The organism is Brevibacterium sp. AGC70, assembly GCF_057334195.1.
On record NZ_JBHFIH010000001.1, the window covers coordinates 518,430 to 530,555 of the forward strand.

Below are 12,126 nucleotides of genomic sequence, written 5' to 3' on the forward strand. Positions count from 1 at the left end.
TCTCATGACATCACAGTGCCAGACACTCATCACGGGTGGCCGAGTGGTCGACCCACGTCATCACATCGACGAGGTGCTCACAATCGGCATCACCGATGGGCGCATCGTCCACGTCGACAGCGAGCCGATCACAGCTGCCCACACCATCGACGCTGCGGGATTCGTTGTCGCTCCGGGATTCGTCGATATGCACAGTCACGCCCAGAACGAGATCGGACATCTCCTCCAGGCTTACGACGGCGTCACCACGAGTCTCGAACTCGAATGCGGTGCTGCACCACTGAATCACACGCTCAACGCAGCCGCGGATGAGGGTAGAGCTCTGAACTACGGGTACTCCGCATCTTGGCTGCTTGCGCGCATGATCGTCATGGAAGGAATGGACTCCGATCAGGTAGCTCGCCTTCCCGCACTCCCGCTGGAGATGTTCAGCGCACTGCAAGGCAGTGGCAACTGGTCGAAGCCAGCGTCTGAGGAGGAACGGCGCGACATCATTGAACTGGTGTCCCAGCAACTCGATGATGGCGCCATCGGGATCGGGGTCTTGCTCGGCTACGCACCCGCCATCGACTCCGCAGAGCTCCACGCCTTGGCTCGACTCGCAGCGGAACGCAACACGACGCTGTTCGTCCATGCACGCTACGGTGCCGAGATCGAGGGCCATACTGCTCATGAATCCGTGGCCGAACTCGTCGAACTCAGTGAGTTGACGGGAGTTCGCATTCATATCTGCCATTTTGCCAGTTCGAATGCCGGTGATGGGGAGGAATCAGCTCGAGTGCTCTCTGATGCGATCGAGCGAGGTCTGTCGATGACCACCGAATCCTACCCATTCGAATTCGCGTCCACGGTGATCGGCGCCGATTTCCTCTCCCCAGAGACTCTCCAAAGGAATGGAACTCCGGCATCAACCATCACATATCTCCCGGGGTCGGAACAGATGTCCTCCTACGACAGGCTCGCCGAGCTGCGGGCACATGACCCGGGCGGTCTGTGCCTCATCCGGTACTACGGTCCCGACCTGCCTGTCGGAGTCGACGAGCTGCTGTCCACGCTCTCCTTCCCAGGAGCAGCCTTTGCCTCAGATGCGATGCCTCTGACCCGGCTCACAGGAGGCGATGAGGGCAACCCCTTCCCAACTGTGCTGCCTGTGCCTACCGGGTATGCTGTCCACCCGAGAAGCGGCTCCTGCTTCATCCGTGCCATTGCATGGCTGCATCGCGACACCGGGCTCATGGAACTCAGTGACGTCATCAGCCGCTCAAGTGACATTCCGGCCAGGATACTGGCGCGGAGTGCACCCGCGTTCGAAGCCAAGGGGCACCTCGGCGTGGGTGCCGATGCAGATATCGTCATTGTCGACATCGATGCGGCCGAGCCTCGTTCCGATCCCGCCCCTGTGATGACCGCTGACGGGGTCGTTCATCTTTTTGTCAATGGCGAGATGCTCATTGAGAACCGTGAGATCTCCAGGGCCGCGGTGACAACAGGGGGTCGGCCGCTTTTGGCGACAGCTTCAGCGGCAGAGCAGGAAGGCACACGATGAGACGACTGGTGCTGGGAGCGGTCCTGGCTGCGCTTCTTTCTCTGAGCGCCTGCACCGGCGGGGGGCTCGGCGACGCGCAGCGTGGCGAGGGCAGCAGCTTCACCGTCGCGTGGAATGCTCAACCTCCGACGCTCGATCCTCTGATGACCACGTCCACAGCGACGCGCGATATCTCTCGCAACTTCTTCGAACCGCTCATCACCATTGATGCCGACAACCAGGTCAAACCTGTGCTGGCTGAATCATTCTCGCTCTCCGACGACGGAACCCTTGTCAGCTTCGATCTCCGCAAGAACGTGAAGTTCCATGACGGATCGACAATGGAGGCCGACGATGTCGTCGCCTCACTCAAGGCGTGGGTTGCGAAGGCCTCAGTCGGTCAGCTGTTCTTCTCAGACGCGAAGGTTTCATCATCATCGTCAGACAAGGTGGAGATCAAGCTGCCAGAGCCACTTTTTGTCGCGCTTCCGCTCCTTGCTGACCAGGGACAACTCCCAGCGATCCAGCCTAAGGAAATTCTCGAGGCGGCCGGGGACGATCCTGTCGAAGAATTCATCGGTACAGGACCTTACACAATGGAGAAGTGGAACACCGATCAGTACGTTCAGATGTCCCGATTCGACGACTACGTTTCGCCGAAGGGCAAAACGAACGGTACCGGAGGTGCGAGGAAGGCTGCCTTTGATTCGATATTCTTCTACTTCGTCAATGATCCATCCACTCGAATGTCTGGCCTCCAGACCGGCGAGTACGATGCCGCGAACGCTTTGCCTCCGGACAATCTGGACATGCTCGACAGCGACGAGAACATCACCCTCACTACAGGCGACAATGGATTCAACGCGGCGATCTTTAACAAGAAGACTGGAGTGATGTCCGATCCGAAAATGCGTAGAGCAGTCCTAGCCGCGACGAACATTGACGATATCCAGAAGGCTGCGTTCTCGTCGGAAAAGCTCTATGACACGAACGGCGCGCTGATGCCCAAGACTTCCGATTGGTACTCGACGAAAGGCCTCAACGCTTACAATCATCCGAATCCGAAGCAGGTCGCAGAACTCCTTGACGAGGCGGACTATAACGGTGAGGAGGTTCGCATCCTCACTTCCAGGGAGTACGAAGAACACTACAACAATGCCGTCGTCATGGATCAACAACTCAACGATGTTGGAATCGAGTCTCGACTCATCGTCACCGACTGGGCCACCGTGCTCCAGAATCGAACCGATGACACGAGCTATGAGATTTTCATCACTGGGTTCTCACCGACCTCTACGCCGCTGACCCAGGTGTTCTTCGACCCTGTGTGGCCCGGGTGGACGGAGAGCCCGGAAATCGAAGCTGCTTTCGACACGATCATTCACGCTCCAAGCAGCGAACAGGCCGTCTCCGCAAAGGATGATCTGCAGAAAGCGTTCTACGATTACCTGCCCGTACTCAAATTCGGGGCGCGGTCGACGACTACCGGCATCAGGTCGGGTTTCGTCGGCCACGAGTTCACCGCTGCGTCCGGCGACATCTTCTATAACGTTCGTCCCGATACGCAGTAGATATCACGGCGCAATCAGCAGTGGGATTCGGTGTGGGAATCCATCCGCTTCCTGCATGCGTGGCATCTTAGCACCAGGAGGTCGGCCGGGCCCCTTGCTCATGTCTCAAACAGTCAAGACCTGATCAGCCCAGGACGCGATAACGGTGATGGGCCTCGCTCGCAAAGGCTGATGTCTCGATGCGTTCCGGTGCGATTTGTTGGCCCAGGTTGGCCAACAATGAGATGCGTTCACCGCTCAGGGCCGGCGCGACGTCGATCACCGAATACGAACAGCTACGAGTGGTCGATGAAGCCGCGCGCACAATCGCCGCGCGTTATGCCGTGTCGGGGCCACCCCTCGGGCCCGCTAGGCCTGGTCTCAGTCCACGATTCCGCGAGCGTCGAGTGCCCGGCCTGTGTCGTGGGCGTACTTCACCGAGCGGAGGATGGCGGGGACCACCCTGGCCTTGATGCTCGAGTCGAGGCCGCGGGCTCGCGCAGCACGGTCAGCCTCCCCCAGCAGTCCGGAGATATGGGAGATGGCCCGGACCATGAGGCTAGCGGTCAGGGCGATCGTGTCAGGACTGGCGCCGAGGAATCGCAGCGGTGAGACGATCACGGTGAAGGTGTCGAGCAGCTGCGCCACGGTTGTGGTCAATGTCAGCAGCAGCGCGGCCTGCACGCAGGCGAAGACGGTGCCGCCGACCGTGAGACCGGCGCGCAGCGATCCGAAGAAGTACTGCATGGCCACCACGATGATGATCAGCACTGCCGCATAGATCCAGGTCTTGAGGAAGTGGTGCGGTCTCAGCCTGGCAGTGAAGCCGAGGACCACGAGGACTGCGAACATCGACCAGTTGATGACCGGGTCGCGGAAGATCAGTGCGACGACTCCGATCAGGGCGATGACAGCAAGCTTCACCCCTGGAGCTGTTGCGTGCAGCCAACCGGGAGTGTGCGCAACCTTCCCGAACAGCTGCGGTCTCGGCCGAATGCCGGCACGGGACCGACTGCCCGTCCGGGACCGACTGCCCGCCCGGAACCCGCTGCTCATGAGGAGTCACTCATGATCAGCTCACGGTACATTCGGGTCGCTTCGGCGGGATTCGAATCGTGGACGATGCGGCCGGAATCCACGACCAGGGCACGGTCGGCCAGCCCGGCGAAGTCGAGGTCATGGGTCGAGAAGATCACGCGCACGCCTCGGCGGGCGACGAGGTCTGCGAGGAGTCTCCGCAGCTTCTCCTTGTTGCGCAGGTCCAGCAGCGTGGTCGGCTCGTCGAGGACCAGGATCTGCGGGTCGACAGCCAGAACGGCGGCCAGAGCCACGAGCTGCCGCTGTCCGCCGGAGAGCTCGTAGACACTGCGTTCAGCCAGGTCAGCGATGCCCAGCTCCTCGAGCACGGCCAGGGCAGCAGCGCGGCGCTCCGCCTTCGGGACGCGTTTGCGCAGGGAGAGCTCGATGTCTTCGAGTGGAGTCGGCATGACCAGCTGCGCGGCAGGGTCGGTGAAGACGAAGCCCACCCGCGAGCGGACCTGCTTCGCCTCCTCAACCGGGTCGAGTCCGTCGATGAGAACTCGGCCGGAGTTGGCTGTGACCAGCCCGTTGAACAGCTGCAGCAGCGTGGACTTCCCGGACCCATTGGCGCCGATGATCGCGACCGTCGGCTCGTCCAGGGTGACGTTGACGTCGGTCAGTATCGGGCGGTAGACATCACCGGTCGGGGTGTCGTCGAGAACTCCGACCGAGACCTCGGAGAACGAGATCTGCTCCGTCGCCGGTCCTGCAGAATCGGGATCTGGTCTGCGTGCGAAGATCACTGTGCCGCAGTGCCTTCGGCCGCACCCTCAACGCCGGTTCCTTCGGAGCCAGCGCTTGCAGAGCCAACACCCGCAGAGCCAGCGCCTACAGTCCGCGCGTGCGGCACCGGAGTCGGGCCACCTCGGCGGCGGAGGACATCGGGGAATGCCCGGTGGATCAGGATCGCGACGGACACGGCGAGGACGTTTTTGATGATGTCGCCGGGCCAGTACACAAGGTCGGCGACGGCGGCCACACCCAGGGGCAGGTCGGCGTTGATCGACATCCCGAGGATTCCGAGTGGATGATTGAGCAGCAGGCTCGAGCCGAGTGCCCCGAGGAACAGCGCGACCCACAGCTTCGCTCCGCGGAAGCGACGAATGGCCCAGCGGGCAACGAAGCCTGTGGCCAGGGCGTAGAGCGTGAACGAGGTGATGTAGCCGGCGCTGGGACCGGCGAGCACGCCAATGCCGCCGCTCATGCCGGAGAAGATCGGCAGACCGAGCAGGCCGAGGACGACGTAGAGCAAGACGGCCGCTCCACCTCGCCACGGTCCTAACACCAGGCCGCAGAGTGCGATGGCGAAGGTCTGCAGGGTGATCGGCACACCGGCCGGGCCCACCGGCACCGGGGGCATGATTGCAAACGCCGCCAGCAGAGCGGCGAATACCGCGATCAGCGCGATATCGCCGGCTCTGCCAGCTGAATTCCTCCGCGATCCCCTCGCCGAGGCGGTGCTGCCGATGTGCGCTTGTGACATGAGTTCTCCGATGGTGAGGTGGCACCCGAGACTTATTCGGGCACCACCCACCTTAACTGAACACCGTTCAGGAGTTGTAGTCGGGGAACAGAATCATTCCCATTCGATGGTGCCCGGAGGCTTGGAGGTGACGTCGAGGACGACCCTGTTGATGTCGTCGACCTCATTCGTGATGCGATTGGAGATGACGGAGAGGACATCGTAGGGAACCCGTGTCCAGTCCGCGGTCATCGCGTCTTCGCTGGAGACCGGACGCAGCACGACCGGGTGGCCATAGGTTCGTCCGTCGCCCTGGACTCCCACGGAGCGGACGTCAGCGAGGAGGACGACCGGGCACTGCCAGATCTCTCCGTCGAGGCCGGCCTTGGTCAGTTCTTCGCGAGCGATGGCATCGGCACGGCGCAGGATCGAGAGACGGTCCTCCGTGACCTCGCCGATGATGCGGATTCCCAGTCCGGGGCCGGGGAACGGCTGGCGGGAGACGATGGCATCCGGGACTCCGAGCTCACGGCCGATGGCGCGGACCTCGTCCTTGAACAGGGCGCGCAGGGGTTCGATGAGTTCGAAGGTGATGTCGTCGGGCAGCCCGCCCACATTGTGGTGGCTCTTGATGTTCGCAGTTCCAGATCCGCCACCGGATTCGACGACGTCGGGGTAGAGCGTGCCCTGGACCAGGAAACCGATCTCTTCGCCTTCATCCTTAGCCTCGAGGACGAGGTCGGCTGCCGCCTGCTCGAAGGTGCGGATGAACTCGCGGCCGATGATCTTGCGCTTGGTCTCCGGATCGGTGACGCCGGCAAGTTCGGAGAGGAACTGCTCACGCGCGTCGATGGTGACCAGACGGACGCCGATCGAGTTCACGTAGTCGTTCTCAACCTGTTCGCGTTCGTTCTCACGCAGGAGACCGTGGTCGACGAAGACGCAGGTGAGCTGGTCGCCGATGGCCTCATGAACCAGTGCCGCCGCCACGGAGGAGTCGACTCCACCTGAGAGGGCGCAGATGACCTTCTTCGAACCGGCGCGGGCACGGATCAGTTCGATCTGCTCGTCGATGACCGAAGCATTGGTCCAGTCGGCAGTGAGTCCGGCGACATCGAACAGGAAGTTCTCGAGGATCTGCTGTCCGTACTCGGAGTGGAGGACCTCGGGGTGCCACTGCACACCGGCGAACTTGCGTGCCGCACACTCGAAGGCGGCGACCGGGGTGTCCGGGGTCGATGCGAGCACATCGAAATCAGCGGGCGCCTCGGCGACGGAATCTCCGTGAGACATCCAGACCTTGTAGCTGTTCGGGGTCTGGGCCAGCAGCGAACCGGTGCTGGAGACCGTCACCGGTGTCGAACCGTACTCGCGCTTGTCGGTCTTGGCGACCCGTCCGCCGAGGGTGGTCGACATGAGCTGGAAGCCGTAGCAGATGCCCATGGTGGGCACGCCGAGATCGAAGACAGCGGTGTCGAATCCGGGGGCGCCCTCGTCGTTGACGCTCGAGGGTCCGCCCGAGAGCACAATGGCGATCGGATTCTTGGCCGCGAACTCCGCGGCCGGTGCGTCATGGGCAATGATCTCGGAATACAGTCCGGCCTCGCGGATCCGCCGGGCGATGAGCTGCGCGTACTGCGCACCGAAATCGACCACGAGGACAGGAGGCACCTGTGTGCTCTGGGTTTGCGTCATGACCCAATTCTAAACACCGGGCACCCAGTGCCCAACTACTGGCCTCAGCTCTTGGGAGCGACCACCACGGCCGCTGCCAGCTCGGCTTCGACTTGACGGTTGATTCTGCGTTCGAGGATGAACGACATCACCGGAACCACGCCGGCCAGGGCCAAGACGATGTAGCGGCCCAGCGTCCAACGCATCTGCTGGTTGAGCCAGAAGCAGCCGATGAGGTAGACGACGTAGCACCAGCCATGGCAGATCGCGATCGCGGCGGCCAGGTTGAAGCCGCCGAAGTTCAGCGCCGTCGAGGAATCAGCGGCGATGAGGTACTTGTAGATCATCTCGACGGTGAGGATGAGGAGCATCGTTCCCGTGATGATGGCCATCACGCGATAGAACTTGCACGCGTTGCGTGCCGAGGTGAAGCGCTTGACACTCCACACCTCGCCGTCATCGAAGTCGGGGCGGGAATCCAGGGACTCGGGTTCTTCGCTCACGCTCAGTTTCCTCCGGTCGGGGTGGTGTTGGTCGAATTGGCGTTGGTGTTGGTCGAGTCGTCGCTGTTGCCTGCTTCGGGTCTGCCGCGGCGGCGAGGCTTCTTCGCTCCATGCTTGTGAGCGGGAAGCCCGGTCAGTCCCGACATCACCTCGGGATCGATCGAGGCCTGACCTGCGGACTTGACGACAACATACTCGACTCGGTTTGTCGGATCCTGAGAATCAGGGTCGCTGCCGAGCCGGCGGCGCACGAAGTCATCGCGCAGAAGCTGCCACCACATATACAGGGCCATGACGGCGAAGATGAGCCATTCGATCGCGTAGCCAGCGGACTGCAGATCGAATCCGCCCTCCTCCCGCGTCGTCGTCGGCGGCACGAAGGACAATCCGTCGGTCGCGATGGAAGCGGCGTCCCCGGTGGCCTCTTCGGGGATGAGGAAGCCCGAATAGGTCAGAAGGTCGGGGAACAGGTTGATCAGCTGTGACGTCGAGACGCTGCGCACCTGCCCCTCGGGCAGCGAGTTGCCGGGCATCGGACCCTCAACGGGGCCGATCTGTGCCTTCATCTCGACTGGGCCCTCTGCCGCACGGGACTCCATGGCGGTTTCCTCATCGGTGGTGAAGCCGCGCAGAACCGGAATCGCAATGGTCTTGTCAGAGGCGTCGGCGCCGGCCGAATCGCCGAGGCGGGCATCATCGGGTGCGAACATCGTCACAACCCAGAAGCCGTTGTCCCCATCGAGGACGCGCCCGGGGACGACGACCTGATCGTCCGGGAGCCAGTGTCCGGACAGGCTCACCCGCTGATCGGCCAGGATGCCCGGCATCGGGGCCTGGGCCTCCATAACGTCATTGAACGGCACGATCTCTTCGACATTCGCCGAATCGACGGCATCGTTCTTGTGCTGAGCCCGGTCGACCTGCCAGGCGGAGAGTCCGACGAAGCAGGTGACCAGGATGAGCACGAAGAGCAGGGACCCCAACCACTTGGGGGTCAGCGCCAGGCGGAACAGATCAGACCACCGATCCAGGCTGATAGGGCGAGACGGTGACATCCACGCGCTGGAATTCCTTCAGATCGACATAGCCTGTGGTCGCGAGAGCACGGCGCAGGGCGCCGGCGAGGTTGAGTTCGCCGATGGCGGTGCGTCCGGGTCCGAACAGAACCTGTTCGAGACTGCCCACGGTTCCCAGCTCCACGCGGTGCCCGCGGGGAAGTTCAGGGTGATGCGCCTCGGCGCCCCAATGCATTCCCCGGCCCGGGGCCTCTGTCGACCGGGCCAGCGCGGTGCCGAGCATGACAGCGTCGGCTCCCACACCGAAGGCCTTGACGATCTCACCGCTGGTGCCCAGTCCGCCATCGGCGATGACGTGGACGTAGCGACCGCCGGATTCATCCATGTAGTCACGCCGAGCGGCGTGGATATCAGCGATCGCCGTGGCCATCGGCGCGTGGAGGCCGAGGGTCTTACGTGTCGTCGCCGCCGCTCCTCCGCCGAAGCCGACGAGGACACCGGCGGCACCGGTGCGCATGAGATGCAGTGCCGCCGTGTAGGTTGCGGCGCCGCCGACGATGACTGGCACGTCGAGCTCATAGATGAACTGCTTGAGGTTGAGCGGCTCGGACTGCGAGGACACGTGCTCGGCCGAGACCGTGGTGCCGCGGATGACGAAGATGTCGACACCGGCATCGATGACGGTCTTGTAGAACTGCTGAGTCCGCTGCGGTGTCAGGGCACCGGCGACGGTGACTCCTGCTTCGCGGATCTGTTCGAGTCGAGAGGTGATGAGTTCTGCCTGGATGGGTGCGGAGTAGAGCTCCTGCATCCGTGCGGTCGCCATCTCGGCCGGCAGCTGGGCGATTTCGGCCAGCAGCGGAGCGGGATCCTCATAGCGGGTCCACAGACCTTCGAGGTCGAGAACGCCCAGGCCACCGTGCTTGCCCAGAGCGATCACGGTCTCCGGGGACATGGCGGAGTCCATGGGTGCACCGATGAATGGGAGGTCGAACTTGTAGGCGTCGATCTGCCAGTCCAGCGATACGTCCTCGGGATCTCTGGTGCGCCGAGCAGGGATGACGGCGATGTCGTCGAGTGAATAGCCGCGACGACCGCGCTTGCCTTTGCCGATTTCGATTTCAGAACTCACCCGAACAGCCTATCCCACCGCCCTGACGCCGAAGACTCAGCTCACTATGAGGAACGGTGCGTCTCCTTGGGCAGTACGGTCTCTCAGCGGGCCAGGTAGTCGGCCACAACCGCCTCGGTGGCGGCGACGAAGGACCGCACGTGCGGCAGGTGTGCTTCGCGTTCACGCACATGCATGACGACGCGGCGCACGGGCGTGGGATCGGTGAGGCCGACTGCTCTCAGACCAGGTCGCAGCTGGGCAGACGACAGGCGCGGCAGAACGGTGATGGCCAGGTTCGAAGCGACGAGGGCCAGCGCAGCGAACTCGTCCTCCGAGGCGGCGAAGGTTCGGGGCTCGAATCCGGCCGCGGCGCAGGCGAGGTCGACGACCTTGCTCGTCGGACCGGCCCACAGGTCGTAGTCGACCCACCGTTGGTCTTCGAGGTCTTTGAATGGGACGGATTCGAGCCTCGCAAACCGGTGCCTGTCCGAGACCACGACCCGGTAGTCGTCGTCGAAGAGGACCGTGCGCGTCATTCCGGGCAGGTGGACCTCGTCATCCTGTGGAACTTCGCTGCGGATCTCGATCGTGCAGTGGCTGCGGCGGACCTTGGCCGGTTCATTGAGTTGGATGTCGAAGCGCATGTCCGGATGTTCGAGTGCGACCGGCTCGATGATCCCTGGCAGCAGCCCGGCGTTGAATGAGGTGAATGCTGCGATGCGCATGCGAGGCCGATTCACTGTGCGGAAGCTCTCGACCAAGGTGTCGAGCCTGTTCAGACCTGTAAAGACGTCCGCGGATTCCTCGGCCAGTCGTTTGCCCAGATCCGTGATCTCGATGCCGCGCCCAGACCTGCGATAAAGGGGGACGCCGACGGCCTTCTGCAGAGTGGTGATGTGCTGGCTGACCGTGGCCGATGTGTAGTTGAGGCTCCTCGCAGCGTCGACGACGGAGCCTGTGGCGACGACGGCCCGCCAGATGCGCAGTCGGTTGAGATCCCACATTCGCCCAGACTAGTCGATGATCGTTCGGTCATGCCGAATGGTTGTTAGCAAATGATTGCTTTTCCCAATCTGTTCTCTCGGGGTGACCTGCGGCAGACTTGAGGAAGAGCCCTTCGCGCCCGAGTCAGAACGATTTGCGCGCAGCATCTCGGGCCGTCATCGTGCAGCGTCGCATTTGCCACTCCGACCAGGTCATCCGCCTGGTCGCTGTCCCTGAAGGAGCGCCATGACCGGAGCCGAGCTCATCACCATCGCCGGAGCTGCGACTGTCCTTGCTGTCACCCCCGGCCCCGAGACGATCCTCACCGTTCGTCTCTCTGCCCTGCGCCGCAAGGCCGGGCTGATCTATTCGCTCGGCTCCGCGACCGGCATGACGGTCTGGATGATCGCGGCGCTGACCGGAATCTCCGCGCTGCTCACAACCTTCCCCTCTGCTCTGCTGGTCCTCAAAGTCGTCGGCGGGCTCTACCTGTGCCTGCTCGGCGTGCTGGCTGCCCGGCAGGCACTGCGGATCCGTACCGAACTGCGTGGAACACCCCCGCGCGGACAGGTCAGCGAGATCGTGGCGGCCACCGATGATCTCGGCGAGCTTGAGACCGCCGGGATCGGTGCCGAGGTGGATGCCGGCTCCCCTACTGACGCGATCGCTGACTCCGGTTCGAAGAAGTCGTGGGGACAGCTGCGGTCGGTCATCTCGTATCGTCGCGGCCTGTTCTCTTCATTGAGCAACCCGAAGGCGGGGCTGTTCTTCCTCGCCGTCATGCCGACCCTGGTGCCGTCCTCCGCCGCCGGAGTCGACTACCTGCTGCTCATTACGGTCGTGATCGGGTTGATGCTGGCCTACCAGATTCTTCTCGCCTTCATCGCCGGCATGGCAGCGGCCGCCCTCCAGAGGCGGAGCACCGACTTCTACATCGAAGCGGTCTCCGCCGCTGTCCTCGTCGTCATGGGCATCGCCGTCATCGCCATCCCGATGTAGCACCAATCGACGCCGAGTCTGGCGCAACGCAGGCGAACGTATTGCAGGCGAACCTGACACCGACGAAGGCGGCCAGCCAAGAGCGCCGGCAGAAGGCACAGAAGCCACTGACAGGAGAGCGCCGTCAGAGCGCCATGTCCGGAAGACGCGGAAACAGCCATGTCCGGAGATGCAGAAACACTGACGGCATTTCATAAAGGTGCGGGCCGGGGATAGCAC

The 12,126-nt window shown here is 62.9% G+C and carries 11 protein-coding genes; 3 read left to right on the forward strand and 8 right to left on the reverse strand.

Translation table 11 applies throughout. From position 1 onward, the window contains the following. The first annotated feature begins 4 nt into the window (after positions 1 to 4). Together ACE03M_RS02310 and ACE03M_RS02315 are read left to right on the forward strand one after the other, a co-directional pair. Positions 5 to 1,546 carry an amidohydrolase family protein gene (locus ACE03M_RS02310; RefSeq protein ID WP_485932574.1) on the forward strand — a complete coding sequence of 514 codons (1,542 nt, stop codon included), beginning with the start codon at positions 5 to 7 and terminating at the stop codon, positions 1,544 to 1,546. Beyond that, a complete protein-coding gene (locus tag ACE03M_RS02315) occupies positions 1,543 to 3,096 on the forward strand; it encodes an ABC transporter substrate-binding protein (protein WP_485932575.1) in 1,554 nt (517 codons plus the stop codon). The genes ACE03M_RS02310 and ACE03M_RS02315 overlap by 4 nt, the downstream gene beginning before the upstream one ends. A 360-nt stretch (positions 3,097 to 3,456) precedes the next feature. On the opposite strand, the gene ACE03M_RS02320 is transcribed toward ACE03M_RS02315, so the two are convergent. The 8 genes from ACE03M_RS02320 to ACE03M_RS02355 form a co-directional block, all read right to left on the reverse strand. Next, positions 3,457 to 4,131 (reverse strand): CbiQ family ECF transporter T component, encoded by a 675-nt coding sequence (locus ACE03M_RS02320; RefSeq protein WP_485932577.1) that lies wholly within the window; start codon positions 4,129 to 4,131, stop codon positions 3,457 to 3,459. Further along, positions 4,128 to 4,898 (reverse strand): energy-coupling factor ABC transporter ATP-binding protein, encoded by a 771-nt coding sequence (locus ACE03M_RS02325; RefSeq protein ID WP_485932579.1) that lies wholly within the window; start codon positions 4,896 to 4,898, stop codon positions 4,128 to 4,130. The genes ACE03M_RS02320 and ACE03M_RS02325 overlap by 4 nt, the downstream gene beginning before the upstream one ends. Then, complete coding sequence (locus ACE03M_RS02330) at positions 4,895 to 5,638, reverse strand: biotin transporter BioY (RefSeq protein WP_485932581.1); 744 nt, start codon at positions 5,636 to 5,638, stop codon at positions 4,895 to 4,897. The genes ACE03M_RS02325 and ACE03M_RS02330 overlap by 4 nt, the downstream gene beginning before the upstream one ends. A 93-nt stretch (positions 5,639 to 5,731) precedes the next feature. After that, entirely contained in the window at positions 5,732 to 7,312 is a 1,581-nt protein-coding gene (guaA, locus tag ACE03M_RS02335) for a glutamine-hydrolyzing GMP synthase (RefSeq protein WP_143923523.1), read from the reverse strand. A gap of 44 nt (positions 7,313 to 7,356) precedes the next feature. Beyond that, the gene (locus tag ACE03M_RS02340; RefSeq protein ID WP_143923524.1) at positions 7,357 to 7,794 is read right to left on the reverse strand and encodes a DUF3817 domain-containing protein; all 438 of its coding nucleotides are present in this window, start codon (positions 7,792 to 7,794) and stop codon (positions 7,357 to 7,359) included. A 2-nt stretch (positions 7,795 to 7,796) separates the two neighbouring features. Then, the gene (locus ACE03M_RS02345; protein ID WP_485932584.1) at positions 7,797 to 8,849 is read right to left on the reverse strand and encodes an SURF1 family protein; all 1,053 of its coding nucleotides are present in this window, start codon (positions 8,847 to 8,849) and stop codon (positions 7,797 to 7,799) included. Beyond that, the gene (locus tag ACE03M_RS02350; RefSeq protein WP_271708777.1) at positions 8,809 to 9,942 is read right to left on the reverse strand and encodes a GuaB3 family IMP dehydrogenase-related protein; all 1,134 of its coding nucleotides are present in this window, start codon (positions 9,940 to 9,942) and stop codon (positions 8,809 to 8,811) included. The genes ACE03M_RS02345 and ACE03M_RS02350 overlap by 41 nt, the downstream gene beginning before the upstream one ends. Before the next feature lie 83 nt (positions 9,943 to 10,025). Next, entirely contained in the window at positions 10,026 to 10,928 is a 903-nt protein-coding gene (locus ACE03M_RS02355) for a LysR family transcriptional regulator (protein WP_485932586.1), read from the reverse strand. A 226-nt stretch (positions 10,929 to 11,154) separates the two neighbouring features. On the opposite strand from ACE03M_RS02355, the gene ACE03M_RS02360 reads away from it, so the two are divergent. Further along, positions 11,155 to 11,907 carry a LysE family translocator gene (locus ACE03M_RS02360; protein WP_143923527.1) on the forward strand — a complete coding sequence of 251 codons (753 nt, stop codon included), beginning with the start codon at positions 11,155 to 11,157 and terminating at the stop codon, positions 11,905 to 11,907. Positions 11,908 to 12,126 lie beyond the last annotated feature (219 nt).